The sequence below is a fragment of the Nonomuraea sp. NPDC049419 genome, assembly GCF_040676995.1.
Classification (GTDB): Bacteria; Actinomycetota; Actinomycetes; order Streptosporangiales; family Streptosporangiaceae; genus Nonomuraea; species Nonomuraea salmonea.
This window is the reverse complement of record NZ_JBFAQB010000022.1, coordinates 1-26,292: the sequence shown is the minus strand read 5'-3', so window position 1 is coordinate 26,292 and position 26,292 is coordinate 1. Positions and strand designations below refer to the sequence as shown.

22 protein-coding genes and 1 riboswitch are annotated in these 26,292 nt (G+C 72.0%); of the genes, 16 read left to right on the top strand and 6 right to left on the bottom strand.

Translation table 11 applies throughout. The features are described 5' to 3' along the window. Positions 1-59 precede the first annotated feature (59 nt). Both AB0K12_RS40455 and AB0K12_RS40450 read left to right on the top strand, forming a co-directional pair. Entirely contained in the window at positions 60-1,040 is a 981-nt protein-coding gene (locus tag AB0K12_RS40455) for a glycosyltransferase family 2 protein (protein WP_364573140.1), read from the top strand. A 1-nt stretch (position 1,041) separates the two neighbouring features. Next, the gene (locus AB0K12_RS40450) at positions 1,042-2,295 is read left to right on the top strand and encodes a polysialyltransferase family glycosyltransferase (RefSeq protein ID WP_364573138.1); all 1,254 of its coding nucleotides are present in this window, start codon (positions 1,042-1,044) and stop codon (positions 2,293-2,295) included. On the opposite strand, the gene AB0K12_RS40445 is transcribed toward AB0K12_RS40450, so the two are convergent. Then, positions 2,279-3,445: a DUF6716 putative glycosyltransferase gene (locus tag AB0K12_RS40445; RefSeq protein WP_364573136.1), complete on the bottom strand. Its 1,167-nt coding sequence runs from the start codon at positions 3,443-3,445 to the stop codon at positions 2,279-2,281. The two genes, AB0K12_RS40450 and AB0K12_RS40445, sit on opposite strands and share 17 nt — an antisense overlap. After that, positions 3,442-4,386: a hypothetical protein gene (locus AB0K12_RS40440; RefSeq protein ID WP_364573134.1), complete on the bottom strand. Its 945-nt coding sequence runs from the start codon at positions 4,384-4,386 to the stop codon at positions 3,442-3,444. The genes AB0K12_RS40445 and AB0K12_RS40440 overlap by 4 nt, the downstream gene beginning before the upstream one ends. A 93-nt stretch (positions 4,387-4,479) precedes the next feature. Here AB0K12_RS40440 and AB0K12_RS40435 point away from each other — a divergent pair, with 93 nt between their 5' ends. The 3 genes from AB0K12_RS40435 to AB0K12_RS40425 all read left to right on the top strand — a co-directional run bounded on the left by AB0K12_RS40435 (position 4,480) and on the right by AB0K12_RS40425 (position 7,296). After that, positions 4,480-5,295, top strand: a complete 816-nt coding sequence (locus AB0K12_RS40435) for an aldo/keto reductase (protein ID WP_364573132.1) — start codon at positions 4,480-4,482, stop codon at positions 5,293-5,295. A gap of 82 nt (positions 5,296-5,377) precedes the next feature. Next, entirely contained in the window at positions 5,378-6,331 is a 954-nt protein-coding gene (locus tag AB0K12_RS40430; protein ID WP_364573130.1) for a Gfo/Idh/MocA family oxidoreductase, read from the top strand. A 117-nt stretch (positions 6,332-6,448) separates the two neighbouring features. Continuing rightward, positions 6,449-6,585: riboswitch (cyclic di-AMP (ydaO/yuaA leader) on the top strand. Positions 6,586-6,597: 12 nt separating this feature from the next. After that, on the top strand, positions 6,598-7,296 hold the full coding sequence (locus AB0K12_RS40425; RefSeq protein WP_364573128.1) for a CHAP domain-containing protein: 699 nt from the start codon (positions 6,598-6,600) through the stop codon (positions 7,294-7,296). Between the two features lie 66 nt (positions 7,297-7,362). On the opposite strand, the gene AB0K12_RS40420 is transcribed toward AB0K12_RS40425, so the two are convergent. After that, on the bottom strand, positions 7,363-9,114 hold the full coding sequence (locus AB0K12_RS40420) for an ABC transporter ATP-binding protein (RefSeq protein WP_364573126.1): 1,752 nt from the start codon (positions 9,112-9,114) through the stop codon (positions 7,363-7,365). Next, positions 9,111-10,826 (bottom strand): ABC transporter ATP-binding protein, encoded by a 1,716-nt coding sequence (locus AB0K12_RS40415; RefSeq protein ID WP_364573124.1) that lies wholly within the window; start codon positions 10,824-10,826, stop codon positions 9,111-9,113. Before AB0K12_RS40415 ends, AB0K12_RS40420 begins: the two co-directional genes overlap by 4 nt. A gap of 72 nt (positions 10,827-10,898) precedes the next feature. Between AB0K12_RS40415 and AB0K12_RS40410 the strand changes: the two genes are divergently transcribed. The 9 genes from AB0K12_RS40410 (at position 10,899) to AB0K12_RS40370 (ending at position 20,212) form a co-directional block, all read left to right on the top strand. After that, entirely contained in the window at positions 10,899-11,447 is a 549-nt protein-coding gene (locus AB0K12_RS40410; RefSeq protein ID WP_364573122.1) for a hypothetical protein, read from the top strand. Between the two features lie 112 nt (positions 11,448-11,559). After that, positions 11,560-12,000, top strand: coding sequence for a YciI family protein (locus AB0K12_RS40405; RefSeq protein ID WP_364573120.1), 441 nt, complete (start codon positions 11,560-11,562; stop codon positions 11,998-12,000). Positions 12,001-12,042: 42 nt separating this feature from the next. Next, the gene (locus tag AB0K12_RS40400; protein ID WP_364573118.1) at positions 12,043-13,290 is read left to right on the top strand and encodes an RNA polymerase sigma factor; all 1,248 of its coding nucleotides are present in this window, start codon (positions 12,043-12,045) and stop codon (positions 13,288-13,290) included. A gap of 343 nt (positions 13,291-13,633) precedes the next feature. Further along, positions 13,634-14,974 (top strand): extracellular solute-binding protein, encoded by a 1,341-nt coding sequence (locus AB0K12_RS40395; protein WP_364573116.1) that lies wholly within the window; start codon positions 13,634-13,636, stop codon positions 14,972-14,974. A gap of 57 nt (positions 14,975-15,031) precedes the next feature. Further along, entirely contained in the window at positions 15,032-15,985 is a 954-nt protein-coding gene (locus tag AB0K12_RS40390; protein WP_364573114.1) for a sugar ABC transporter permease, read from the top strand. Continuing rightward, positions 15,982-16,812 (top strand): carbohydrate ABC transporter permease, encoded by an 831-nt coding sequence (locus AB0K12_RS40385; RefSeq protein ID WP_364573112.1) that lies wholly within the window; start codon positions 15,982-15,984, stop codon positions 16,810-16,812. Before AB0K12_RS40390 ends, AB0K12_RS40385 begins: the two co-directional genes overlap by 4 nt. Next, positions 16,809-18,218: a GH1 family beta-glucosidase gene (locus tag AB0K12_RS40380; protein ID WP_364573110.1), complete on the top strand. Its 1,410-nt coding sequence runs from the start codon at positions 16,809-16,811 to the stop codon at positions 18,216-18,218. The genes AB0K12_RS40385 and AB0K12_RS40380 overlap by 4 nt, the downstream gene beginning before the upstream one ends. Further along, positions 18,199-19,197, top strand: coding sequence for a LacI family DNA-binding transcriptional regulator (locus tag AB0K12_RS40375; protein WP_355428876.1), 999 nt, complete (start codon positions 18,199-18,201; stop codon positions 19,195-19,197). The genes AB0K12_RS40380 and AB0K12_RS40375 overlap by 20 nt, the downstream gene beginning before the upstream one ends. 19 nt (positions 19,198-19,216) lie before the next feature. Further along, positions 19,217-20,212: an aminoglycoside phosphotransferase family protein gene (locus AB0K12_RS40370; RefSeq protein WP_364573108.1), complete on the top strand. Its 996-nt coding sequence runs from the start codon at positions 19,217-19,219 to the stop codon at positions 20,210-20,212. Here AB0K12_RS40370 and AB0K12_RS40365 read toward each other — a convergent pair. Continuing rightward, positions 20,156-22,396 (bottom strand): M64 family metallopeptidase, encoded by a 2,241-nt coding sequence (locus tag AB0K12_RS40365; RefSeq protein WP_364573106.1) that lies wholly within the window; start codon positions 22,394-22,396, stop codon positions 20,156-20,158. The two genes, AB0K12_RS40370 and AB0K12_RS40365, sit on opposite strands and share 57 nt — an antisense overlap. Positions 22,397-22,485: 89 nt before the next feature. Beyond that, complete coding sequence (locus tag AB0K12_RS40360) at positions 22,486-23,283, bottom strand: anti-sigma factor (RefSeq protein WP_364573104.1); 798 nt, start codon at positions 23,281-23,283, stop codon at positions 22,486-22,488. A gap of 121 nt (positions 23,284-23,404) precedes the next feature. Here AB0K12_RS40360 and AB0K12_RS40355 point away from each other — a divergent pair, with 121 nt between their 5' ends. Next, complete coding sequence (locus AB0K12_RS40355) at positions 23,405-24,604, top strand: FAD-dependent oxidoreductase (protein ID WP_364573102.1); 1,200 nt, start codon at positions 23,405-23,407, stop codon at positions 24,602-24,604. A 91-nt stretch (positions 24,605-24,695) separates the two neighbouring features. Beyond that, positions 24,696-26,033, top strand: a complete 1,338-nt coding sequence (locus tag AB0K12_RS40350; protein ID WP_364573100.1) for a class II 3-deoxy-7-phosphoheptulonate synthase — start codon at positions 24,696-24,698, stop codon at positions 26,031-26,033. Positions 26,034-26,292 lie beyond the last annotated feature (259 nt).

Sequence of the window (26,292 nt, the reverse complement as noted above, 5' to 3'; positions counted from 1 at the left end):
CGTCCGAGCCCCGAACAGACGGCCACCCCCTCCCACCCCCCAGCAGGAGACCAGCCGCTTTGATCACCCTTTCGGTCGTCGTGCCGGTGCGGGACGGTGAGCGCTTCATCGCCGACGCGCTCACCTCCCTGTGCCGCAACGCCGCACCCGGCTTCGAGTTCATCGTCGTGGACGACGGCTCCGTGGACGCCACGGCGGACATCGTCGCCGGCTTCGCCGACGACCTGCCGGGCCTGACCGTGCTGCGCAACCCGGAGCCGCTGGGCCTCGCGGACGCGCGCAACGCGGGCCTGGCGGCGGCGACCGGCCGGTACGTCACGTTCATGGACGGCGACGACTGGCTGGCCCCGGGCCATCTGGCCCGGCTCGTCGCCGCGATCGACGGGCTCGGCTGCGACTTCGTCCGCACCGACCACGTGCAGGCGGAGGGCCGCAAGCGGGTCGTGCACCGCGCCCCGCTGGCGCGGCGGGGCGCGGTGCTCGACCCCCGCGAGGCGATCCTGCCCGCGGGGGTGCGCACGATGGTCGACTATCCGTACGCCTGGGCGGGCGTCTACCGGCGCTCGCTGGGCGACCTGCTGCACTTCCCCGGCTCGCTGCACACCGCGGAGGACCGGCCCTGGATCTGGCGGCTGCACCGCGAGGCCGCCTCGTTCGCGGTGGTGCCGCTGGCCGGCCTGTTCTACCGGCGCCTGGTGCCCGGCTCGCTCACTCAGGTGGGCGACGAGCGCCAGCTGCATTTCTTCGACGCCTTCGAGCTGGTGCTGAAGGACCTGGAGCCGGAGTTCCTGCCCAAGGCGGTGCGCAACTTCTGCGCGCTGCTGGCCCACCACCTGAACATCGGCGACCGGTTCACGCCCGAGCTGCGCGCCCGCTTCGAGGAGCGCGGCAGGGACATGCTGCGCACACTGCCGCAGGAGCAGGTGTCCGAGGCGCTGGCGGGCATGCCGGCCGAGCGCGAGGCCGCCCTGCGGGCCCTGCTGCCCGATCTGGCGCCCGGGACGCGTTTCCGGGTCCGCCGCGACCACGAGGAGCTGTGACGTGCGGGTCTTCTACGCCTCGACGCTGTTCGGCGCCATGTCGCTGTCGGCGGCCATCGACGACGGCCGCTTCGGTGACGGCCGCAGGCTGCTGATCGTCTCCACGAACGCGGCCGTGCCCGAGGTGGCGACGCCGCTGGACGAGACGCCCGGCTTCGCCGCCTTGCGCTCCCGCTTCGACGAGGTGCGCTCCTGGAACGAGCTGATCGCGCCGCTGCACCCGTCGGACTGGCGGGCCCGCGTCATCGAGGTGCCGATGCTGGAGCGCCTCATCCGCGCCCGCTGGGGCCTGGACGGCGTGACGGAGCTGGTGCTGGAGTCGATCGCGGTGCCGCCCGCGCGGACGATCGCCGGGCTGGTGCGCGACTGCCCGATCACCGTCTACTCCGACGGGCTGATGAGCTACGGCCCCACCCGCGACCCGCTGCCCGCCGAGATCTTCCGCCGCGTCACCCGGCTGCTCCACCTCGACCTGGTGCCGGGCCTGACGCCGCTGCTGCTGAGCGAGTACGGCGTCGCGCCCGAGACCCTGCCCGCCGAACGTTTCCTCGCGGTCGTGGACGAGGTCGCCGCAGCCACCCCGGCCCCGCCTGCCGGCCGGGCGGTCGTCCTCGGCCAGTACCTGTCGGCCCTGGAGATCGTCACGCCCGAGGAGGAGGCCGCGCTGCACGAGACGATGCTGAAGGCGCTGGCCGCCCGCGGCCACACCTCCGTCCTCTTCAAGCCGCACCCGGCCGCCGGGCGCCGGCACGCTCAGCTGCTGCGGGCCGCCGCGGGACCGGCGGGCGTGCGGCTGGAGGTGGCCGGGGAGAGCGTGCCGGCCGAGGCGTGCTTCGCGGCGCTGCGGCCCGAGCTGGTCGTGGGCTGCTTCTCCACGGCCCTGGTGACCGCGTGGCGCTATTACGGGCTGCCGGTGGCCTCGTACGGCACGGAGCTGGTCCTGGAGCGGCTGACCCCGTACGAGAACAGCAACCGCGTGCCCGCCACCATCGTGGACGCGCTGCTGCCGCGCCTGTCGGCGGACGGCGGCGTCGAGCAGCCGCCGGAGACGGACCTGCCGGCGCTGGTGCGTGCGGTGGGCTACTGCATGCAGGCCGACGCCTACCCCGGGCTGCGTCCGGAGGGCGTCGCGTTCGACCCGCGCTACTTCAAGCGCCGCCGCCTGGAGGCCCTCGGCCTGGCCGAACCGCCGCCCGCGGCGGCCCGGCCCGGCACGCTCACCCGCATCCGCAGGAAGATCAGGTCAGCGCTCTGAGGTAGCGGCGCACGCGGCGCTTGGCGCGGTATCCCACCCGCAGCATCTTGGGCGGCACCTCCACGCGGAGCCTCGCCCGGCGCCGCGCCGCCGCGTGCTCGGGCCCGTCGAGCAGCGACCGCGCGGGCGTGCCAGGCCCCGCCTCCACGAGAGCGGCCAGCCGCCCGGCCCAGTCGTCGCGCTCGGCGGGGTGGAAGTAGTTGGCCGCGCACCACGCGGGCGAGGCCGTACGGAAGCCGCCTTCGGCCAGCTCGTCCAGCGTGCCCAGCAGGTCGCTGCCTTCGAACACCAGGTTGATCATCTCGGCGCTCACCCCGAAGTCCCGCAGCACCAGCGACGGCACCCCCATCGCGATGGCCTCAAGCGCGGCCGTCGAGCTGACCGTGACGAACCCGGCCGCCCGCTCCAGCTGCTCCCGCATCGACCCGGCCACGAACGTCAGCCGCCCAGGCTCCCCCATCTCGCGCCAGAGCCGCTGGTACGGCAGCCGCTCGTTGTGCGTCTGCCGCTCGCCGTCGAGGGCGCGCAGCTTGACCACGACCTCCAGATCAGGCCGGTCGGCCGCGAGCGCGGCCAGCGACAGCAGGATCTGCTCGCGCTGCCGCCGCTCGCGCGGCACCTTGGCCTGGGTGGCGAACACCACCCGGTCGCCGCCGCCGGCGCCCCGCTGGGGCCGCAGGAACGGCAGCCTGGCCAGGCCCACCGCGCCACCGCCGCCGAGCCGGCCGGCGATCGCGGTGAACTCGGCCACCTCGCGCTCGCTGTGCACCACGAACAGGTCGCAGCCGCTGCGGAACGTCCACGCCTTCTCCGTGGCGGGCACGGAGATGCCGGGCAGCCCGGAGACGAAGACGGGCCGGGGCCGCAGGCCGTCGAGCACCTCGGCGACCAGCACGTCCACCACCGGGCCCGTACAGGCCACCAGGATCGCGTCGGGCCTGGTGCGCTCGGCCAGCCGCCGCAGCGACCGCGCCGACAGCACCGGTGGCACGGCCCGCTCCCCCACGGCGGCGGCGATCTGCTCGGGCGAGGGCGCGATCGGCGTGCGCACCACGACCAGGTCGGTCACGCACCCCGAAGGCAGGTCGCCGAGCAGGCAGGCCGCCCATTTCAGATACGAGTCGGAGTCGGCGACGGCCAGCACTCTCACCCGGGAACTCCTGTCAAATGCGAGCGCAGGGCGGGCGCCGCCCTGCTGGTCCACCAGTCATCGGGTACGTCCACGGGCTCGACGGCGACGCCGCGCGAGCCGAGCAGCACGCGCAGCGACGTGATCGCGGTCGAGGGCAGGCTGAGCACGCGCTGGCCCGCGTCGAGGCCGCGCAGCGTCAGCTCGGCCGGCACGCCGCCGTCGTGGACGGTGATGCCGGGACGCTCCCGGATCAGCGCGACGTCCACGGGGTCCTCGCGGCGGTGCGGGTAGTAGGCGAGCGGCTCGCGCGCGGCCAGGTCGGTCAGCCAGCGCAGGTAGTGGTCGCGGCGCACGAGGCCGTTGCGGACGAGCGAGGTGCCGAGCACGACCGTACGCTCGGCGGGGCCTTCGGAGCTGGGCGGCTGCGCGCGCAGCCAGGCGAAGTCGTGGCGGACGAGATGCACGCCGGCTTCCCGTACGGCTTCGGCAAGCCGGTCGTCCACGGGCAGGGCGGTGAAGACCGACACCTCGCTCAGGCGCAGCCGCAGCGCGGCGGCCAGGCCCAGGGCGGCACGCAGCCGTCCCCCTTCGGCGCGGGCCCGCAGCAGCGGCCGGTACGGCCCGGCTGCCAGCAGTTCGAGCAGCCGCAGCGTGGCCAGCCCGTCGTCCACCACGACGACGCGTCCCGGCCTGGACAGCAGCCAGCGCAGCTGCACCCGTCCCGAGAAGGCGTCACCCACCGCCAGCGCGCGGCGCGGCATGCGCTCGCGCGGCTCGGCCAGCTCCAGCCCGCCGGGCAGCGCCATCGAGCGCAGCTCGCGCCGGGTGGCCTTGAGCGGGCGCAGGCCGGCGCGCGGCACGACGGCCGTGGCCGGGCCGAGGAGCCCGGCGTGGTGTGCCTCGACGGCGCACAGCATCTGGAGCGGTGACTCCACCCAGGCCGACGCCTGTTCGACCACTCCTGCCCTCCCGGGTGATGGGCCGTTCACGACCGCTTCAAGCTAGCCCGCCCGGCTTAAGCCGCCAGGAACGCGGCGTGAACAATGGAGGGTATGAACTCGCTCATGCTCAACACGGACGGCGTGCAGATCCCGCAGCTCGGTTATGGCGTCTGGCAGGTCCCTGCCGAGGAGGCCGAGCAGGCGGTCACGACCGCGTTCAAGGCCGGCTACCGGCACATCGACACGGCCGCCGCCTACGGCAACGAGGAGGGCGTGGGCCGCGCGGTGCGCAACAGCGGGCTGCCCAGGGAGAAGGTGTTCGTCACGACCAAGCTGGCCAACGGCGAGCACGCCCGCGCCGAGGCCGCCTTCGATGAGTCGCTGGCCCGGCTCGGCCTCGACTACGTCGATCTCTATCTCATCCACTGGCCGATGCCGGGGCAGGACAAGTACGTGCAGGCGTGGAAGGCCATGGAGAAGATCTACCGGGACGGCAGGGCCAAGGCCATCGGCGTCTCCAACTTCACCGTCCAGACGCTCACCAGGCTCATGGACGAGGCCGACCTCGTCCCCGCCATCAACCAGATCGAGCTCCACCCCTATTTCCAGCAGCGGCAGATGCGCGAGTTCCACGAGGCCAACGGCATCCTCACCGAGGCGTGGAGCCCGCTGGGGCAGGGCAGGGGGCTGCTCGACGACCCGGCGCTGCGGGTGCTGGCCGACAAGCACTGCAAGACGCCGGCGCAGATCGTGCTGCGCTGGCACCTGCAGCTCGGGAACGTGGTGATCCCGAAGTCGGTGACGCCGGCGCGGATCGCCGAGAACATCGACGTCTTCGACTTCATCCTCGACGCCGAGGACCTCGCGGCCATCGGGGCGCTCAGCCGGGGGCAGCGGCTCGGGCCCGACCCCGACTCGTTCGAGTGACGGATGTGACAAAACGACATTCCTGATATTTCCGGCACCACCGACATAAGCCCATATTTGCCTTCCGTATACGATCGCCGGCGTGCGAGATTTCACTTGGGGAATAGCCGCCACCGGCGGCATCGCCCGTACCGTGGGTGCGGCGATCGTGGCGGAGCCGGGCATGCGGGTGGCCGCCGTAGGAAGCAGGAACCCGGCCAGGGCGCAGGCCCTGGCGTCGGCTTTGGGCGCCGAGTCGGCGTACGGGTCCTACGAGGAGCTGTGCGCCGACCCGGCGGTGGACGCGATCTACGTGGCCACCCCGCACGCCCAGCACCTTCAGGTCGCCGAGGCCGCCATCGCGGCGGGCAAGGCGGTGCTGTGCGAGAAGCCGCTGGCCGCGACCGTGGACGACGCCGAGAAGATGGTGCGGCTGGCCCGCGAGGCCGGGGTCTTCCTGATGGAGGCCATGTGGATGCGGTTCAACCCGCTCATCAGGCGCATCAAGGAGGATCCCCGCTTCGGGGAGATCCGGTCGGTGCAGGCGAGCTTCGGCTTCGCCCATCCGTACGACCCGGCGCACCGCCTGTGGGCGCCAGAGCTGGGCGGCGGGGCGCTGCTGGACCTCGGGATCTACCCGTTCGGGCTGGCCCAGCTCATCCTGGGCATGCCCACCGACCTGCACATCACCGGCTCCCTGGCCCCGAACGGCGTTGACGCGGAGGCGGCCGGCGTCTTGCGTTACCCCGGCGGGCGGCACGCTCTCGTGGCCACCTCATTGCTCGGGAATTACCCGAACGGGGCCAGTGTTGTAGGTACTCAGATGCGGGCGGACATCCAGGCGCCGTTCTGGGCACCGCAGCGGATCGTCCTCTCCGGGCCGGCGATGGAGCCGGAAGAGCACGTGCTCGACCCGGCCGACAACGGTTACGCCGGAGAGCTCCGCGAAGTCCGCGCCGCCACGGCCGAAGGCAGGACCGAATCCTCGATCATGCCGCTTGACGAATCCCTTGCCATGATGGGGCTTCTGGCCAAGGCGCGCAGTCAGCTCGGCTGACTTTACTTTTATGGATTTGTAATCCTCTTGCCTCATGTATTACCTTATGGGGCATCTTGAGGCATACGTCCGGTTTGTCCGGCTATGTCAGACCATCGCACGACACATCACAGGATCGTCCTGTGACCGCTGAATCCGCCACGTGCGGAACCGGGGACCCATGTCCTTTGGGGTGAATCGGCACTTCGGTGCCGTAGGGCAGCTTCCACGCCCGAACCCGTCAGCTAACCCGGTAAGCGGCATGGAAGCAAGGAGTAACCCCCTCGATGGCCAAGCATCGTCTTACCGCTGTCTCGAAGAGCACCATCGCCCGCGCCGTCCTCGGCGCCGGCGTCCTGGCCTCGGCCTTCGGCGTCCCCGCCGCGGCCCACGCCGACACCTCCACCGCCGTCGCCGCGGCCACCGCCGCGAAGCACCCGGCCACCGCGCTCGCCGCCCACAAGGCGAGCGAGCGTGACGAAACCAAGATCACCGCCACCGCCGACCAGGTCCTGGCCGTCGCCAGAGCGCAGGTGGGCGTCTCCGAGAACGCCAGCGGCGGCGGGACCAAGTTCCAGCAGTGGTACGCCAACTCCCAGCGTGCCGCCGAGACCGTCGCCCGTGACGGCGGCAGCCGCGCTGCTTACCTGAACGCCGCCTGGTGCTCGATGTTCGTCTCCTGGGTCGGTGAGCACACCGGCGCCCGCCCGCAGGTCGGCTGGGACGCCTGGACCGTCGCCCACGCCAAGTGGTTCGCCGCCAACAAGCGCTTCGGCCACGAGGCCAAGCCGGGTGCCGTGGTGTTCTTCTCCTGGAAGGGCGGCAAGTCCCTGAGCGACATCCAGCATGTGGGCTTCGTCGTCAAGGACAACCACGACGGCACCATCTCCACCATCGAGGGCAACACCGGCAACGGCAAGGTCGAAGAGCGGGTCCGGCCGAAGTCGCAGGTCGTCGGCTACGGCTACCCCGAGTACGCCGGCTGACCCTCCCCCGTCGCGTCTCTCTTCGTGACAGCGGAACGCGCGCCCCTTCCCGGGGGCGCGCGTTCGTCATGTCAGGAGGTCGGCGTACGGCCCCGGTGTCTCGCTGAGCTGGTCGTGGCTGCCGCACTGCACGATCCGGCCTCGGTCGAGCACGACGATCAGATCCGCCATCCGCACTGTGGGGAAGCGGTGGGTGATCAGCAACGTGACGGCTCCCGGATGGCTCTTGGCCGCCTCGGCGTAGCGGGCGAAGACCGCGCTCTCGGCCGGTGCGTCCAGCGCGGCGGTCGGCTCGTCCAGCACCAGCAGCAACGGCTCCGTCCGCATCGACCCGCGGGCCAGGGCCAGCCGCTGCCACTGCCCGCCGGAGAGCCGTACGCCGTGCTCGAACGTCTCCCCCAGCTCTGTCTCCAGCCCCTGAGGCAGCCCGGCGACCACCTGGCCTGCGTCGGCTCGTTCCAGCGCCCCCGCCACGGCCGCGGGGTCGTGCAGCTTCGGCAGATCCCCCACGCCGACCGTCTCGCCGGCCGCCAGCTCGAAGCGAGCGTGATCCTGGAAGACCGCGCCGACCCTGGCCTGCCACGCGTCCTGCGCGAGGTCGCCGAGCGGACGGCCGTCCACCAGGATCGTGCCGCGCGACGGCCGATGCAGCCCGCACAGCAGCTTCACCAGCGTCGTCTTGCCCGACCCGTGCGTGCCGACGAGCGCGACCGTGGCCCCCGCGGGCAGGTGCAGGTCGAGGTCGTGGAGCACCTCGCGGGACGTCCCCGGGTAGGTGAAGGAGAGCCCGGCCAGCGTGATGCCGCTGCGCAGCACCGGCGGCGGCGCTGCGGCGCCTCGATCCTGATGACGGGCGGCCGCGTAGGCGCGGAGCCAGGCGAGGCGGGTGGCGGCGTGCCGGCCCGCGGCGGCGGAGCCGAGGTGGAAGGCGAGGCGGGCGGCCTGGGTGACGAACTGCACGCCGACCGTGGCCACCAGCACCACGTCACCCGCCGTCGCCTGACCCCGGCCGGCCAGCCAGGCGGCGTGGGCGAGCGCGGCGACGTATCCCGCGAGGAACGTGGCCGAGCCTGCGAACGTCAGCAGGCCCGCCCGCAGCCGCGCCCGCCCGAGCGCGGCCGACACCGCGTCCCAGTGCCGTCCCGCCATCGCGTCCAGGACGTCTCCCGCGCCGCCGAGCCGCAGGTCCTTGGCGTCCCCTGCGGACGTGGCCGTCTCCGACAGGCTCAGCTCCAGGCGGGCGGTCTCGGCGGTGCGGGTCGTGGCGGCGTCGATGCGGGCGGCGGCGCGGCCGCGCAGCAGGAGTGAGGGCAGCACGGTGGCGCCCAGCAGGAGCGGGAGCAGCGGATGCACGGCGGCGAGCAGCGCCACACCGAGCCCGATCTGCAGGACCTGCTCGGCCACCAGCGCCAGCGCCCACACCGCGAAGTACAGCTCCCTGCTCTCCTCGCGGAGCGTGCGCAGCCTGTCCAGGTACGCGGGCCGCTCCAGATGCTCGATCGTGGGCAGGCTCGCCGTGAGCCCGAGGATCTCCTCCTGCACGGCCAGCCCCATCCGCTCGGCCAGCTCCTGCATCAGCGCCAGCTCGGCCCGCCCCAGCGCCACCCCTGCCGCCAGCGCCGCCCCCGCCGCCACGGCCTGGACGGCGGCCGGCCCGAGAAGGCCCCGCGTGGCGGCGTCGGTCAGTTCCCGCAGGAACACCCCGACCAGGCCGTGGCTGACGGCGCCCGCGAGCAGGAACCCGGCCAGCATGACCACCGCGCGCCGATCGATCCGCCACGCCACCCGCACCAACGCCCCCAACGCGGCTGCGGTCACGAGGCGCCTCCGGTGGTGAGGGTGGACTGGAGGGTGTACCAGCGGGCGTACCGGCCGCCCAGGGCCATCAGCTGGTCGTGGTCGCCCTCCTCCGCGATGACGCCTCCGTCCAGGACCACGATGCGGTCGGCGCGGCGGACGGTGGCGAAGCGGTGGGAGACGAGCACCAGCGTGCGGCCCCTGGTGTGGTCGAGGAGCCGGTCGAAGACGTCGCGTTCGGCGCGGGCGTCGAGGTGGGCGGTGGGCTCGTCCACGATGAGGACGCGGCGTCCCGAGCGCAGGGCGTACACGGCTCGGGCGAGCGCCACCTTCTGCCACTGGCCGCCGGACAGGTCGCGGCCGCCGGTGAAGGCGCGCGACAGGGGTGTGTCGAGGCCGGCGGGGAGCGCGGCCACGAGGTCCAGCGCGTCCACCGCCTCCAGGGCGGCGAGCACGTCGGCATCGGTGCCGTCGCGGGCGGCGTCGCCGAGGCGGACGTTGTCGCGCAGCGGCAGCGGGTAACGCGCGAAGTCCTGGAAGACGACGGCGGCGGGGCCGGTGGTGACGGTGCCGGAGGACGGGGTGTAGAGGCCGGTGAGGAGCTTGACCAGGGTGGTCTTGCCGGCGCCGTTGAGCCCGACGATCGCCAGCCGCTCCCCCGGGCGGACGTGCAGGGTCAGGTTCCGCAGGAGCGGGCTCGGGCGGTCGGGGTAGGCGAAGGTGACGCCGTCCAGCGCGAGCGCCTTGTCCCCGCCCTCGGCCGGGTCGTCGCTGGACGACGGTGCGAGGAGGCGGAGGGTGGCCTGGAAGGGCGTGGTGCCGTGGCTGATCGCGAACATCTGGTGGCTGCCCGCCCCGTACGCGAAGACCAGCAGCGCCGCCAGCACGCACTGCGCCGGCGCTCCCGCCTCGAGCCGCCCTGCGGCGGTGTGCCAGGCGAGGACGGCGAACGTGCCGGAGGCCGACAGCAGTTGCAGGCCCAGCACCGACGCGTAGCCGCGGACGACGGCCCGCCGCACCCGAGCCTGCGGTGCGAGGTAGGCGCGCATGGCGGCCGAGTAGCGTCCGGTGAAGAACGCCTGCAGCCCGAACACGCGCACCTCCTTGGCCGCGCCGAGCCCGCCCGCGACGTCGGCCAGGTAGTCGGCGCGGCGCCGCAGGAGCGCCTGCGCGGGGCCGCCCGTCAGGGACTCCACTCCCCCGGGCCCGACGAGCATGGCCGCGATGCGCCGGTTCTGGGCGAGGGCGAGCGCGAGGACGGCGGCGGCCGGCCAGCCGATGTGCACGGCCAGGACGGCGGCCCCGAGCAGGGCCGAGACGAGCCGGCCCGCCTCGCCGGCCACGGCCACCGCCGCCGTGCCGGGGGTGGCGCCCCGGTGGCCGTGCAGGGCGAGCCGCAGGTCGCCCTGCACGTGGGCGGTCTCGAGCCGGGCGAGTGGCATGGCCGCGGCGGCGGCGCGTACCCGGTGACGCAGCACGCCGTCGATGCGCCGCGCTACGGCGGCGCCTGCGGGCTCCAGCAGCGACGTGCAGAGCTCCTGGGCGAGCAGCATCAGCAGCAGGGTGACGAGCGGGCCTGCGCCGCCGTGGGTGACCAGCCGGTCGAGCGGGAACGTGCCGGCCGGCCCGAGGACGGCCGCGCCCGTGGCGGCCGGCGCGTACGCCCCGAGGCGCCGCGACCCGGCCAGGCGCAGCAGCCCGGTTAATCCAATGTAATCACATCGGTTTGCCACACCCGGGACGGTAACCCGGTTCCGGCCAGCCGGTCAATTGCGGAAATTTGTAAGGCGCCTTACCATTTGGCGATGATCCACGGTGAGCGGCCGTCGTACGACGAGCTGGTGTCGATGCTGGGAGTGCCCTTCGCGGTCGAGGACGCCCGCGCCCGCTGGGGCAAGCTCGTGGAGGAGGCCAAGGACGGCAGGACCATCATGATCACCCGCGAGCGCTGGGAGTGGGCGGCCCTCGTGCCGCTCTCCAGGGTGGGCGGAGTGCTCACCGGCCTGCCGCTCGTGGGGCTGTCGACCGCGCGGTCCAAGCTGGGCGACCTCGTACGCCAGGTCGCCGACCCGTACGGCGAGCCGGTGCTGCTCGGCCGGCACCGCAAGCCGGTCGCCGGCCTGGTCGGCGCGCACGTCCTGCTCGGCAAGGACGCCCAGCAGGACCGCTCGGCCACCGCCGACGCCCTGCTGGTCGGCGGCCACACGATCACGCTGGCCCACAACCCGGCCGAGGGCCTCGTCCTGGCCGTCGCCCGTGACCGGGAAGGCAAAGAGGTCTCGGCCGGCGCCGGCCGCAATGCCCGAGAAGCCCTCCACGCCCTCACCACCCCACCGCCCTGGCCACAGACCTGACGTCTGGCGCCGCGAAGAAAAGTCGCGGGGCGTGTCGATCCGGGACGCAGCCGTTCGACGCCTTGCCGAGAACGCTTGCCGAGAACGTTCGAAAGAGACCCGAGGAGAACCGATGAAGTTCATGATCGTAGGTAAGGCGAGCGCCGAGACCGAGGCGGGGGCGGTGCCCAGCCAGGAACTCGTGGACGCCATGCACGCCTACAACGAATCGCTGGCCAAGGCGGGCGTGCTGCTGGCGGCCGAGGGCCTCTATCCCAGCTCGCACGGCGCCCAGATCTCCTACAGCGACGGCAAGGCGACCGTCATCGACGGGCCGTTCACCGAGGCCAAGGAGCTGATCGCGGGCTTTTGGCTGATCCAGGTCAAGTCGCGTGAGGAGGCCGTCGAGTGGGCGCTGCGCGTCCCGGTGCCGCCGGGGAACGACGGGGTCGGCCTGGAGGTGTGGCAGGTCTTCGACGGCTCCGACACGCCGGAGGGGACGATGTCGCCGGAGCAGCACGCATACGACCAGGCCCTGCGCGAGCGCCTGCTGGGAGACGAGCCGCGCCCCTGATCTCGGTTGCGAGGCCGTGGGGCCGACTGGTCTCATGGGCCGGTGGCAGGTTCTGACGTCCAGCGGACGATCGAGGCGGTCTGGCGGATCGAGGCGGCGCGGCTCATCGCCGGGCTCGCCGGGCTCGTCCGTGACGTCGGGCTGGCCGAGGAGCTGGCCCAGGACGCCCTGGTGGCGGCGCTGGAGCAGTGGCCGGAGTCGGGGGTGCCGCGAAACCCGGGCGCGTGGCTGATGACGGTGTCCAAGCGCCGCGCCATCGACCTCATCCGCAGGAACGAACGCCTCCAGCGCAACCTCGCCGAGCTGGGCCGTCGCATCGACCTCGCCGAGGAGGCGCCGGAGCCGGACGAGATCGAGGACGACCTGCTGCGGCTGGTGTTCACGGCCTGCCATCCGGTGCTGTCGACGGAGGCGCGGGTGGCACTGACGCTGCGCGTGCTCGGCGGCCTGACCACCGATGAGATCGCGCGGGCGTTCCTGGTGCCGGAGCCGACGGCGGCGCAGCGCATCGTCCGCGCCAAGCGCACGCTCGCCGAGAAGAAGATCCCGTTCGAGGTGCCGCAGGGGGCGGAGCTGGCGGCGCGGCTGGCGTCCGTGCTGGAGGTCGTCTACCTCATCTTCAACGAGGGTTACTCGGCGACGGCGGGCGACGACTTGATGCGGCCCGCCCTGTGCGACGACGCGCTCCGCCTCGGCCGTGTCCTCGCCGGGCTCATGCCCAAGGAGGCCGAGGTGCACGGGCTGGTGGCGCTGGTGGAGATCCAGGCGTCCCGGTCGGCGGCCAGGGTGGGGCCGTCCGGCGAGCCGATCCTGCTGCTGGAGCAGGACCGCGGCCGCTGGGACCGCCTGCTCATCCGCCGCGGATTGGCCGCCCTGGAACGCGCCGAGGCCCTGTCCGGCTCGCCGGGGTCGTACACGCTGCAGGCCGCCATCGCCGCCTGTCACGCTCGTGCGCTCGCACCCGAGGAGACCGACTGGGCGCGGATCGCGAGCCTGTACGAGGAGCTGGCCAAGCTGTCCCGCTCCCCCGTCGTCGAGCTGAACAGGGCGGTGGCGCTGTCGATGGCGTACGGCCCCGCGGCCGGGCTCGCGCTGCTCGATCAGATCGCCGGCCAGCCCGCGCTCAAGGGTTATCACCTGCTGCCGAGCGTGCGCGGCGACCTGCTGGCCAAGCTGGGCCGCAAAGACGAGGCCCGTGCCGAGTTCGTCCGCGCCGCCGCCATGACCCGCAACGCCCGCGAACGCGCCCTCCTGGAGGAACGCGCCGCCGCCTGCGCGCCCGCCGAGTGATCGGCCGCTCAGCCGGCGGATCCCCGCTTTCCTGATCCTGCGCTGTGCCGCCCCATGATGGCACCCGCAGGCTCAGGCCCGTTCAGGTGGGGAGACATGCCCCGAAGCGACACGAAAGATGCCTCTTGTGATGGGAGCGCTCCCAATCAGCTCTTTGAGAAGTATAGACCCGAACATCCGGTTTTTGAGTGTTAAACCGCCCCATTGGTAACGGTTGCGTTTCGCGGGATTGACGGGCGAACCGGGTAAGTGCACCCTTTGTGGGAGCGCTCCCAAAGATTCCACCGCGGCAGAGCGCGTGTCGCGGTGCCCTCCCAACATTCACCCCCAGAAGGGCTCCACCATGATGATCAGGAAGCGTCGCGGCACCCTCGCCGCGGCCTCGGCCCTGGCCGCGGCGGCGCTCGCCGTCGCGTCGTGCGGCTCCGGTGGCACCGCGGAGCAGAGCGGCGCCCCGGCCTCCTCCGCCGCGGCGGGGCCGATCACCATCCGCGTGCAGACGTTCGGCGGCGGCACCAACTTCGGCTACAAGAACGCCGTCGACAAGTGGAACGCCGAGCACAAGGACATCCAGATCCAGCACGAGAACCTGACCGACCAGTTCGAGCAGCAGTACTGGCCGCAGATGATCCAGTGGCTGCAGGCCGGCAGCGGCGCGGGTGACGTCGTCGGCATCGACGAGGGCGGCATGGGTCTGGCCAAGGCGCGCACCGAGTGGTGGGCGGACCTGAAGGAGCACGGCCTCGAGTCGCGCAAGGCCGACTTCCCCGCCTGGAAGTGGGAGAACGGCGTCGCCGCCGACGGCAAGCTGTTCGCCCTGGGCACCGACATCGGCGGCATGAGCCTGTGCTACCGCAAGGACCTGTTCGAGAAGGCCGGCCTGCCGACCGACCGCGAGGAGGTCGCGGCGCTGTGGCCGACCTGGGACGAGTTCCTGAAGGCCGGCGAGAAGTTCCAGTCGAAGGTCAAGGACACCAAGTGGGCCGACGGCACGAACACGCTGTACCAGGTGGTGCTGTACCAGGAGGCGGCCAAGAACGGCAACGTCTCCTACTTCGACAAGGACAACAACCTGATCGTCGACAAGAACCCGGCGGTCAAGACGGCCTTCGACTTCGTCCAGAAGCTGAGCCAGCAGGGCCTTACCGCCAAGCTGCGCAACTTCACCGACGAGTGGGCGACGGGCACCCAGAAGGGCGCGTTCGCCACGCTCGGCTGCCCGTCCTGGATGCTCGGCGCGATCAGCGGCAACGCCGGTGACGAGGGCAAGGGCAAGTGGGACGTCGCGGCGGTGCCCGGCGGCGGCGGCAACTGGGGCGGCTCCTGGCTGGCCGTGCCGAAGCAGTCGAAGCACCCGAAGGAGGCGGCGATGGTCGCCGACTACCTGACGCAGGCGACGACGCAGGCGAGCATCTTCACCGACTTCGGCAACATGCCGAGCAACACGAAAGCGCAGCAGGACCCGGCGGTGCAGGGCGCGAAGAACGAGTACTTCAACGACGCGCCCGTCGGTGAGATCTTCGCCAAGTCCGCCGCCAGCCTCCAGCCGGTCTTCCTCGGCGTGAAGCACGCGCAGGTCAAGAGCGCGATCGAGTCGGTCGTGCAGGGCATGGACGACGGCTCGGTGCCGTACGACAAGGCCTGGCAGCAGCTGGTCGACGACGCGGTGAAGGCCGCGGGCTGATCTCCCGCCCGGCCCGCCTCGCGGAGGGCCGGGCTTGTTGCCGCCGAAAGGTCTGTCATGAGCCTCGACACCCTTCCGCGGGCGGCGCGGAGCAACCACCGCGCCCGCCCGCCCGGCCGCCGCTGGCGTTCCCGCCTGGACGTCAAGGCGATGCCGTACTTCCTGGTGTCCCCGTACTTCCTGCTGTTCGCCGCCTTCGGGCTCTTCCCGCTGGCGTTCACGCTCTACTACTCGCTGTACGACTACGACCTGACCGGCACCGTCGAGTGGGCTGGTCTGGGCAACTACACCGCGCTGCTGGGCGACGACGACTTCTGGCGGGCCACGGTCAACACCCTGGCCATGTTCATCATCGCCACCGTCCCCCAGATGCTGCTGGCGCTGTTCCTGGCCAACGCGCTGAACAAGCGCATGCGCTTCCGGCTGGCGCTGCGCATGAGCGTGCTGCTGCCGCTGGTCACCTCGGTGGTCGCGGTGGCGGTGGTGTTCACTCAGCTGTTCGCCCGCGACTGGGGCCTGGTGAACTGGCTGCTCGGCATGGTCGGGGTGGACAACACGAACTGGCGGGCCGAGCGCGTGCCGTCGTGGATCGCGATCGCGACCATGGTCGACTGGCGCTGGACCGGCTACAACGCGATCATCTTCCTGGCCGGCATGCAGACGATCCCGCGTGACCTGTACGAGGCCGCCTCGATCGACGGGGCCTCGCAGCGCCGGCAGTTCTGGCAGATCACGCTGCCGATGCTGCGCCCCACGATGATCTTCGTGGTGCTGAACTCCACGATCGGCGGCCTGACGCTGTTCTCCGAGCCGATGACGTTCTACAACGGCAACCCCGACGGCGGCTCGCAGGGCCAGTTCCAGACGGTGGCCATGTTCGTCTACAAGGAGGCGTTCCGTGAGTTCGACTACGGCTACGCCTCGGCCGCGGCCTGGCTGCTGTTCCTGCTGATCCTCATCGGAGCGGCGATCAACTTCGCGTTCGTGCGCAGGATCGGGGGCACGAAATGACCATCTGGAAACCGACCGTCCTGACGCGGGTGCTGCTCGGGCTGGCCATCTTCCTGTCGGCGTTCCCGCTGTACTGGATGCTGGTCATCGCCTCGCGCACGAACTCCGACGCGGTCTCGTCGCCGCCGAAGTTCCTGCCGGGCGGCAACCTGGGGCAGAACATCATCGCGGTGCTCCAGCACCCCGAGGCGAAGTTCGTGGTCGGCCTGACGAACTCGTTCATCGTGGCGAGCGTCGTGACGATCTCGGTGATCCTCATCTCGACGCTGGCCGGCTTCGCGTTCGCCAACCTGAACTTCCGTGGCCGTAACGCGCTGCTGCTGCTGGTGCTGCTGACGATGGCGGTGCCGCTGCAGCAGATGGGCGTGGTGCCGCTCTACCGGCTCATGGTGAGCCTGGAGTGGACGGGCACCCTCAAGGCGGTCATCCTGCCGTACCTGCTCAACGGGTTCGGCGTCTTCCTGATGACGCAGTACACGCGGCAGTCGGTGCCGATGGAGCTGGTCGAGGCCGCCCGGGTGGACGGCGCCGCCACGCTGCGCATCTGGTGGAACGTCGTGCTGCCCGCCGTGCGGCCCGGCATGGCCGTGCTCGGCATCAACACGTTCATGCTCATGTGGAACGACTACATGTGGCCACTGATCGTGCTCAACCAGGACAACCCGACCGTGCAGATCGCGATCAACGGGCTCAACGCGAGGTACTCCACGGAGTACTCGTTGATCTTCGCGGGCACCGCGTTGTCCATCATTCCGCTCATCGCAGTATTCATCGCATTCGGCCGCCAGATCGTCGGCGGCCTCATGGAAGGTGCGGTCAAAGCGTGACGACACAAGAGGAACAGACGCGTTCCGGGCTGCGCTTCCCTGCGGGCTTCGCGTGGGGGGCCGCGACCTCGGCGTACCAGATCGAAGGGGCCGTCGCGGAGGACGGGCGCGGCACGTCCATCTGGGACACCTTCACCAAGACGCCGGGAAAGGTGCTGAACGGGCACCACGCGGACGTGGCCATCGACCACTACCACCGCTACCGGGAAGACGTCGCCATCATGGCGGAGCTGGGCCTGTCGGCCTACCGGTTCTCGGTCTCCTGGCCCCGGATCCAGCCGGACGGCTCCGGCCGGATCAACCAGAAGGGTCTCGACTTCTACCGGCGGCTCTGCGACGAACTGCGCGAGCACGCCATCGACCCGTGGCTGACCCTCTACCACTGGGACCTGCCCCAGGCGCTGGAGGACGAGGGCGGCTGGCCCAACCGCGACACCGCCTACCGCTTCGCCGAGTACGCCGCCGCGGTCCACGACGCGCTGAAGGACTACGTCCACACGTGGAGCACGGTCAACGAGCCATGGTGCGCCGCGTTCCTCGGCTACGCCTCGGGGGAGCACGCCCCCGGCCGTCGTGAGCCGGAGAACGCGATCAGGGGCGCGCACCACCTCAACCTGGCCCACGGTCTGTCCGTGCAGGCGATGAACGCCCGCCGGGTCGGCGGCTGCGTCAACCTGTACGCGGTCACGCCGGAGACCGACAGCGAGCGCGACCTGGACGCGGCCCGCCGCATCGACGGCCTGCAGAACCGCTTCTTCCTGGACGCCATGCTGCTCGGCCGCTACCCGGAGGACGTGCTGGCGGACCTGCCGGTCGAGCCCGACTTCATCCAGCCGGGCGACATGAAGACCATCAACGCGCCGCTCGACGTGCTGCTGGTCAACTACTACAGCCGCTTCACCGTCTCGGGCGCGCCCGGCGGCAAGCAGTCGGCCGCCGCGGCCCCCACGGACTCGGGGTCTCCGTGGGTCGGCAGCGAGCACGTCTCGTTCGTCAACGGCGGCCGCCCGGTGACGGCGATGGGCTGGGAGATCGACGAGGGCGGCCTGGTGGAGATCCTCACCAGGGTGGCGCGGGACTACCCGCCGATCCCGATGGTGGTCTCCGAGAACGGCGCGGCCTTCGACGACGTGCTGGACGACGGCCGCATCCACGACGGCGAGCGGCAGGCGTACGTGGAGGCGCACCTCGGCGCCTGCAAGGAGGCCATCGACGCGGGCGTGCCCCTGGAGGGCTATTTCGCCTGGTCGCTGATGGACAACTTCGAGTGGGCCTGGGGTTACGGCAAGCGATTCGGCCTTGTGCGGGTGGACTTCGAGACCCAGGAGCGCGTTCTGAAGGACAGCGCGCTCTGGTACTCGGAGATCATCCGGCAGAATAGGCGCCATGAACCGACCGACTCTTGAGGCAGTCGCTGCTCGGGCCGGGGTGGGCCGGGGCACGGTGTCGAGAGTCATCAACGGCTCGCCCAACGTCAGCGCGAAGGCCCGCGAGGCCGTCGAGCTGGCGATCCGCGAGCTGGGCTACGTGCCCAACCGTGCGGCGCGCGCCTTGGTGACGCGCCGCACGGACACGGTGGCGCTGGTGGTGTCCGAGTCCCAGTTCCGGGTCTTCGACGAGCCGTACTTCGCGGGCACGATCCGCGGCATCGGCTCGGCGCTGGCCGAGACCGGGTTGCAGCTCATCCTCGCGATGGCGCGCACCCCGGAGGAGCACGCGCGGCTCGAGCACTACCTGACGGGTCAGCACGTCGACGGCGTGCTGCTGCTGTCCCTGCACGGGGCCGACCCGCTGCCGGGCAGGCTGGAGGCGATGGGGGTGCCGACCGTGCTGGGCGGCCGCCCCGTCGGCCTCGACCCTTACAGCTATGTGGACATGGACAACAGGGCAGGGGCCCGGCAGGCGGTCAAACACCTGCTGGGCCTCGGCCGCACCGCGATCGCCACGATCGCCGGCTCCCAGGACATGGGCGTGGGCGTCGACCGGCTCTCGGGCTACCGAGACGCGCTGCTGCCCTCGGGTCTTCCCGAGCTCGTGGCCTACGGTGACTTCTCCGAGCACAGCGGCGCCGCGGCGATGACCGAGCTGCTGCGCGCCCACCCCGAGCTCGACGCGGTGTTCGCCGCCTCCGACCCGATGGCGCTCGGCGCGATGCGCGTGCTGAAGGCCGAGGGCCGCTCGATCCCCGACGACGTCGCGGTGATCGGGTTCGACGACTCCAAGGCCGCGCTGCACGCCGACCCGCCGCTGACGACCGTGCACCAGCCGACCGAGGCGATGGGGCGGCAGATGGCCCAGCTCCTGGTGGCCCGCATCAACGGCGAGGAGCTGCGCCAGCCCGTGGTGATCCTGGACACCCACCTCGTACGCCGGGAGTCCGCATGAGCAGCAGGATGCGAGGACCATGGACAGCAGGACCAAGCGGCGTTTAGCGGCGGCCGAGCTCGACGCCCTGGCCCGCCGCGCGGTGGGCGTGGGCGTCGAGTCCGCCACCGAGCTGACCGACGGCTACGCCAACGCCGTGTGGCGGCTGCGGCTGGCCGACGGCCGCGACGCGGTGCTCAAGCTGAGCCCGCCGCCCGACCTCGACCAGCTCAGCTACGAGCGCAACCTGCTGCGCATGGAGGCCGCCGCGATCGGCCTGGCGGCGCAGGCGGGCGTGCCGGTGGCGGCGCTGCTGCGCGCCGGGTTCGACGACCCGGTGCTGGGCGGCGACTACCTGCTGCTGGCCGCGCTCGACGGCGTGTCGTGGAACGACGTCAAGCCGGACGGCGAGGCCGGGCTGCGCAGGGAGCTGGGCCGCCACCTGGCCAGGTTCAACACGGTGACCGGCGAGGTGTTCGGCTATCCGCACGCGGGCATCACCGGCCCCACGTGGCGCTCGGCGTTCCTCGCGATGGTGGCGGCGCTGCTGGGCGACACCGAGCGTTACCCGACGCCGCTGCCGCTGCCCGCCGCGGAGATCATGGCGATCGCCGAGGCCGCGGCGCCGGTGCTGGACGAGGTGACGACGCCGCGGCTGGTGCACTTCGACGTGTGGGCGGGCAACGTCTTCCTCGACGTGAGCGGGCCGCCCCGCATCCAGGCGATCATCGACCACGAGCGGGCCTTCTGGGGCGACCCGCTGGCCGAGTTCGTCACGCCGACGATCTTCGGTGAGCTGGCCGACGACGACCCGCTGCTGGCCGGCTACCGCGAGGTGACGCCGCTGGAGCTCACCCCGGCCGCCCGCACCAGGCTCGACCTCTACCGCGCCTACCTCTACCTGATCCTGCTCATCGAGAACGGACCCCGGCAGTACCCGCCGGACGAGTACGCCAGGATCCGCGCCGGCGCGACCGCGTCACTGACGGACGTGCTGGACCGCCTCGTACGCGCGGCCGCTCGGCCCGTCGAGTAGGTCGCCGCAGCTGCTGCCGCCCTTGACCGTGTTCGGCACGCCGAGGTCGGCCGGCGTGCCGCCGGAGCAGGCGAGCGCCCCCTTGACCGTGCTGCCCGACAGGACGGCGGCGCCGCCCTTGAGCCCGGTGAGCAGCGCCGCGCCGCGCAGGTCGGCGCCGACGACGGCCAGGTTCGCCGCGCCGTGCACCGCGAGCGCGCCGCTGACCCGGGTGCCGAGCAGGTGCACCTCGGCGGGCCGGTCGGCGCTGACCGCGCCGGTGATCCGGCCGCCCGACGCCACCAGCGACGCGCCCTTCCCGACCGTGACCGTGCCGGTGACCTCGGCGCCGTCGAGGCAGGTGACGCCGCCGGTGACGGTGAGCGGGCCCCGGTGCGCGCCCTTGATCGTGCGGGTGCAGGCGGGCGGCGGCGCGATCGTGGTGACGGTGAAGCTCTTCGGCCTGCCGTAGTTGCCGGCCGCGTCCATCGAGCGGTACTCGATCGTGTGCCGGCCGCGCGGCAGCTTGCCGTAGACCAGCGAGTCGATCTCCGTGCCCTCCTCGGAGAACGTCCACGGCAGCTCCGACGACGTGGGCCAGCCGAAATAGGTGAACCAGCCGTCGCCGTCCACCCGCGACTCCGAGACCACGTAGCCGTCGTGGTCGTCGTCGCCGGTCAGCCGCATCGTGAACGGGCCGTTGTAGACGTAGGTGTCGCCCGACCTGGCCAGCGGCTCCGACAGCTCGTACGCCGTGCGCGGCGCGGTGGCGTCCACCGTCCACGTGAGCGTCTCGCCCGCGAGGGTCGCGGTCAGCGTGTGCGTGCCCTCGGGCAGGTCCAGCTCGCCCAGATCCAGGTCGGTGCCCTGGTGGCTCCTGCCGTTCAGCGTCCAGGTGACCTCGGGGGCGGTCACCGCCGGGTGGGTGGTCTCCACGTACACGACGTCGTCGCGGCCCACCGGCCGGTCGGTCGGCGTGGCGGAGACGAACGCGGGCTCGACGCCGTCCGGCGGGGTGGTGAGCGCGGTGTCCACCGTCCAGGTGCGGGTGGCGCTGATGGCCGCCTTGATCTCCGGGTCCCTGACGAAGTCCGTCGGGTCGGCGACCGTCGCGGTGACCGTGTGCCTGCCGGGCGACAGGTCAAGCGTGCGCAGGTCGAGCGCGTCGCGGTCGCCCGCGACCTGCTCGCCGTCCACCGTCCAGGTGGTGACCAGGGAGTGGCCGACCGGCCGCATCGGCTCCACCCACAGCACCCGGTCCGCGCCGACCGGCGCGCCGGTCGGCGTCGCGTCCTGCACGACCGCGGTCTTCGCGGTGATGCGCTGCACCATGACCTCGCGGCCGACCTGGTCGTAGGCGTAGCCGAGGGTCTTCATCATGGAGTGGGCGCTCGGGCGCCACACGCCCGTCGTGGCGTACAGGCCGCCCTCGTAGCGGCCGATCGTGCCGCCCGACTCGCTCTCCTCGCCCAGCCAGCGCCACCACTTCCTGCGCTGGTCGCGCATCTGCTGCTCGGTCAGCAGCGTGTGGTGCGCGGACGACGGCTCCGGCCCGGTGTAGGCGCCGCCGGGGACGCCGCGCTGGTAATAGTCGTACTCGTCCTGCAGGCCGCCCAGCGAGTGGCCCAGCTCGTGCGGGCTGATCAGGGCCGACATGCTGTTGCTGCCCGACGCGGTGGCGTACGAGCCGCCGGCGCCGCCGTACGTGCCGCTGTTGGCCAGCGCGAGGATCTGCCGGTTGCCCGAGGTCGTGCCGGTGACCAGGTCGGCGTAGCGGGTGGCGGCGGAGTTGTCCATGGTGATGAGGCGCTGCACGCTGGCGGGGTTGCAGCGGCCCCAGAAGCCCATGCTGAGCGGGGTGGCCCTGCGCGGCGCGTCCAGGCCGGGGTCGCAGCTGATGCCGGACTCGCCGGAGACGATGTCGATCCGGTAGACGTTGATGTAGTTCCGGTACGACTTGAACGGCTCGATGGACCACATCACGTTGAGGTGCCGGTCCACGTCCGCCCTGAACTCGTCCTGCTCTGCCTCGGTGTAACCGTCGCCCATGACGATCAGGTTGAACCGCTTGGCCGGTGCTCCGGTGACCTGCACGGGCACGACGGTGGCCGAGCCGGGCTCGGCGGCGTTCGCGGGCGCCGCCGGAGCGGATAACACGGTGGATGACACAGTGGCGGCCAGTGTCAGGGCCGCGAAGATACGCATGATCGCACTATCGGGTGACAGGCCCCGATAGTCCATCCCGATTCGATCACGCCTCGGCCGCACGAGGCACGGGCAGGGCCGGGGAGGGGTCACGCCTTGGGGAGGTCGGCGAGCATGACGGGGTCGGTGGTGGGCTGCCGGGAGCCCTCGGCCGGCTCTACGGTGAGCGCCACGCGGTCGTCGCGGCGCAGCGGGGTCAGCACCACCGGGGCGCTCGCCCCGCCGGGACCCGGCTCGAGCAGGCCGGCCGGGCGCGGGCCCTCCGGGCCCATCAGCCACAGCGCGTACGCCTTCGCCCGCGGCAGCTCGGCCAGGCCCGACGAGGTGAACAGCATCCGCCCCCGCTCGCGCGAGACGACGACCGTGCCGGTGCCGCCGGTGCTGACCGGCCGCCGCACGGTCTCGGCGTCGGGCGCGGCCAGCACAACGGCCAGCTCGCCGTTCCTGGCGGTGAGGTCGGCGAGGTCGCGGCGGGCGTCGAAGGCGAGCACGCCGAGCGCCACGGCCGCCGCCGCCGACACGGCGACCGACACCCCGGCCACCACCTCCACGCGCCGCCGCCTTCGCCGCAACGGCACCACCCGCCCGCCATCGCCGTCCCCGGGCGGCACAGGCGGCACGGGCAGTCGATGCGCCACCGTGGGCGCGTCGTCGGGGATCCCCGGGGGGCGGGTTCGGTGGGCGGCGGTGAGAAGGCGGTGGCGGAGGCGGGCGGGCGGGGGTTCGGCGACCGTCTCCGCCAGGCGGGCCGCGGTCTCGCGCAGCCGGCGGACCTCGGCCGCGCAGCCGTCGCACACGTGCAGGTGCTCCTCGAACAGCACCCACTCGGCGTACGGCAGCGCGTGCACGGCGTAGGCGCCCGAGAGGGTGTGGAGCTCGTCGTTCATCGTCCACTCCCAGGTCGTGAGAGGCGGCTCACCCCTGTACTTCGGCGCGCCCGGCACGCCGGATGGCCCCCGCCCTTGTGCATTTCGGCGAAGGTGCGACAATCTCATTGGAGGATGAATTATGGGATGTGTGATCGCGGGGGGCGGCCCCGCCGGTGCGATGCTCGCCCTCCTTCTGGCGCGATCCGGCGCCGAGGTGACGCTGCTCGAGAAACACGGCGACTTCCTGCGGGACTTCAGGGGCGACACGATCCACCCCTCGACCATGCAGGTGCTCGACGAGCTGGGCCTGGCCGAGGAGCTGCTGAAGCTGCCGCACCGCAAGGCGTACAGCCTGACCGTCGTGTCCGACGCCGGCGACATCCGCCTGGCGAACGTGCGGAACCTGCGGACGAGGTACAACTACATCACGTTCGTGCCGCAGTGGGACTTCCTCACGCTCATCACGCGCGCGGCGGCCCGCTATCCGAACTTCCGGCTGCTGATGAACGCCGAGGCGGTGGACCTGATCCGCGAGGGCGGCGCGGTCCGCGGGGTGCGCTACCGCGACCCGTCGGGCGAGCACGAGATCAGGGCCGATCTCACGGTCGCCGCCGACGGCCGCACCTCGGCGCTGCGCGCGAAGGCAGACCTGACGCCGCAGGACCTCGGCGCGCCCATGGACGTGCTGTGGTTCCGGCTGCCGCGCGACCCGGGCGACCGCGAGGATCCGTTCCTGCGAGTCTCGCGCGGCCGCCTGATGGTCGCCATCAACCGGGGCGACTACTGGCAGCTCGCGTACGTGATACTCAAGGGCGGCCACGAGCGGCTGACGCACGAGGGCATCGACGCGCTGCGCCGGCCGATCACCGAGCTGCTGCCCTGGCTGGCGGGCCGGGCGGAGCAGATCGAGAGCTACGACGACGTCAGCGTGCTGACCGTCCGCCTCGACCGGCTGCGCCGCTGGCACCGGCCCGGGCTGCTGTGCATCGGCGACGCCGCGCACGCCATGTCACCGGTGTTCGGCGTCGGCATCAACATGGCCGTCCAGGACGCCGTCGCGACCGCCAACCTGCTGGCCGGCCCGCTCAGGCACGGCGGGCCGATCCCGGAGCGGGCGCTGCACCTGGTGCAGCGGCGGCGCATGCCGCCCACCCGGATCACCCAGGCGCTGCAGCGGGTGATCCAGAACCGCTTCATCAGCCCCACGCTCAGCGGCGACGCCGACCCGACACGGCGGCTGCCGCGCGACCTGACGGCGATTCCGGTGCTCAACGCGCTGGTGGCCCGGGTGATCGGCCTCGGCGTACGGCCCGAGCATCTCATGGCAAAGCAAGTTTGACTTCCTCTGGGTTCGCACCCGTATAACCGCATTCTCACAACGTGGACAAGGGGGTCGGTGGTGCCGAGCCAGTGGAATACCCTCGTATCTCGTGAGCAGCAATCTAGTGGATCTCGATTCCTGGCGAGCCCTCCCCGCGGCGCAGCAGCCTGACTGGCCAGACCGCGGCGAGCTCGACAAGGTTGTCGCCGAACTCGGCGGCCTGCCCCCGTTGGTCTTCGCCGGCGAGTGCGACCAGCTCAAGGAGCAGCTGGCGGCCGTCGCCCGTGGTGAGGCGTTCGTCCTGCAAGGCGGCGACTGCGCCGAGACGTTCGCCGGCGCGACCGCCGACAACGTGCGTCAGAAGCTGAAGACGTTGCTGCAGATGGCGATCGTGCTGACCTATGCCGGCCGGGTGCCGGTGGTGAAGATCGGCCGGGTCGCGGGGCAGTTCGCCAAGCCGCGGTCCAAGCCCACCGAGGTCCGCAACGGCGTGGAGCTGCCGGCCTACCGGGGCGACATGGTCAACGGCTTCGACTTCACGCCCGAGGCCCGCATGCCCGACCCGTGGCGGCTGCTCAAGGCCTACCACTCCTCCGCCGTGACGCTCAACCTCGCCCGCGCCTTCACCAAGGGCGGCTACGCCGACCTGCGCCAGGTGCACGCCTGGAACCAGGACTTCGTGGCCGAGTCGCCGGCCGGGCGCCGCTACGAGCAGCTCGCCCGCGAGATCGACCAGGCGCTGGCCTTCATGCGGGCCTGCCGGGCCGAGCCCGAGGAGTTCCACACCGTCGAGTTCTACTCCTCGCACGAGGCGCTGATCCTCGACTACGACCGTGCGCTCACCCGCATCGACTCGCGTACGGGGCTGCCGTACGACGTGTCGGCCCACATGGTCTGGATCGGCGAGCGCACCCGCCAGCTCGACGGCGCCCATGTCGACTTCTTCTCCAAGATCCGCAACCCGATCGGCGTGAAGCTCGGGCCCACCACCACGCCCGACGAGGCGCTCGCGCTGGTCGACAAGCTCAACCCGGCCAACGAGGCGGGGCGGCTGACGTTCATCACCCGGATGGGCGCCTCCAAGATCCGCGAGCACCTGCCCGCGCTGGTCAAGGAGGTCACCGCGTCCGGTGCGCGGGTGGCGTGGATCTGCGACCCGATGCACGGCAACACCTTCGAGGCGCCGAGCGGTCACAAGACGCGGCGCGTCGACGACGTGCTCGACGAGGTGGCCGGCTTCTTCGAGGTGCACCGCTCGCTCGGCACCCACCCGGGCGGCATCCACATCGAGTTCACCGGCGACGACGTGACCGAGTGCGTGGGCGGCGGCCACGAGATCAACGAGGCCGACCTCGCCACCCGCTACGAGACGGCCTGCGACCCGCGCCTCAACCGCGGCCAGTCCCTCGACCTCGCCTTCCGCGTCGCCGAGCTCTACCGCGGCTGACCGCCCGGCCGATGGCCCCGGCCGATGGCAGCGGCCGATGGCAGCGGCCGTCCGTCCACGGACGGTCGTCCGCGGCCGACCGTTCCCGACGCGCCGCCCGGCCCCCGAGGCCCGGGCGGCGTGACGCGCCTGCCCCCCTTTCCACCCCGCGGCGGGGGGGGGGGGGGGGGGGGCGCGCCCCCCCCCCGGGGGGGGGGGCTGTGTTATTGTGGGGGGTGGGGGGGGGGCCGGGAGTAGTTGTGTTACTGGGTTGTTTTTG